Source organism: Faecalibacterium sp. DFI.5.82 (genome assembly GCF_029076575.1).
Classification (GTDB): domain Bacteria; phylum Bacillota; class Clostridia; order Oscillospirales; family Ruminococcaceae; genus Faecalibacterium; species Faecalibacterium duncaniae.
In genome coordinates this window covers 1-292 of the sequence record NZ_JARFIS010001023.1, presented here as the reverse complement: position 1 = coordinate 292, position 292 = coordinate 1, and the positions used below count along the sequence as shown (strand labels likewise).

1 protein-coding gene is annotated in these 292 nt (G+C 52.4%); it reads right to left on the bottom strand.

Going from position 1 to position 292, the window contains the following annotated elements; all coding sequences use genetic code 11:
* Positions 1–127 precede the first annotated feature (127 nt).
* Positions 128–292 (bottom strand): ribosomal protein L7/L12 (locus tag P0G09_RS19970; RefSeq protein WP_275253543.1); only part of this gene is annotated, 165 nt, incomplete at its 5' end.

Sequence of the window (292 nt, the reverse complement as noted above, 5' to 3'; positions counted from 1 at the left end):
GCTTTTTGCCCTGCTGCGGGCGCACAACCAAAAAGGCACCCTCGCCTATCAGCGAGAGTGCCTTTTGTTTCAAGAATAAGAATTCAAGAAAGAACGTTCAGAAGGGATCAAATTACTTGATCTCGACCTAAGCGCCAGCCTCTTCCAGCTTCTTCTTGATGTCCTCAGCCTCAGCCTTGGAAGCCTTCTCCTTGACAGCCTTGGGAGCGCCGTCAACGAGAGCCTTTGCTTCCTTCAGGCCCAGACCAGTGATCTCCTTGACCAGCTTGATGACCTGCATCTTGGTAGCGCC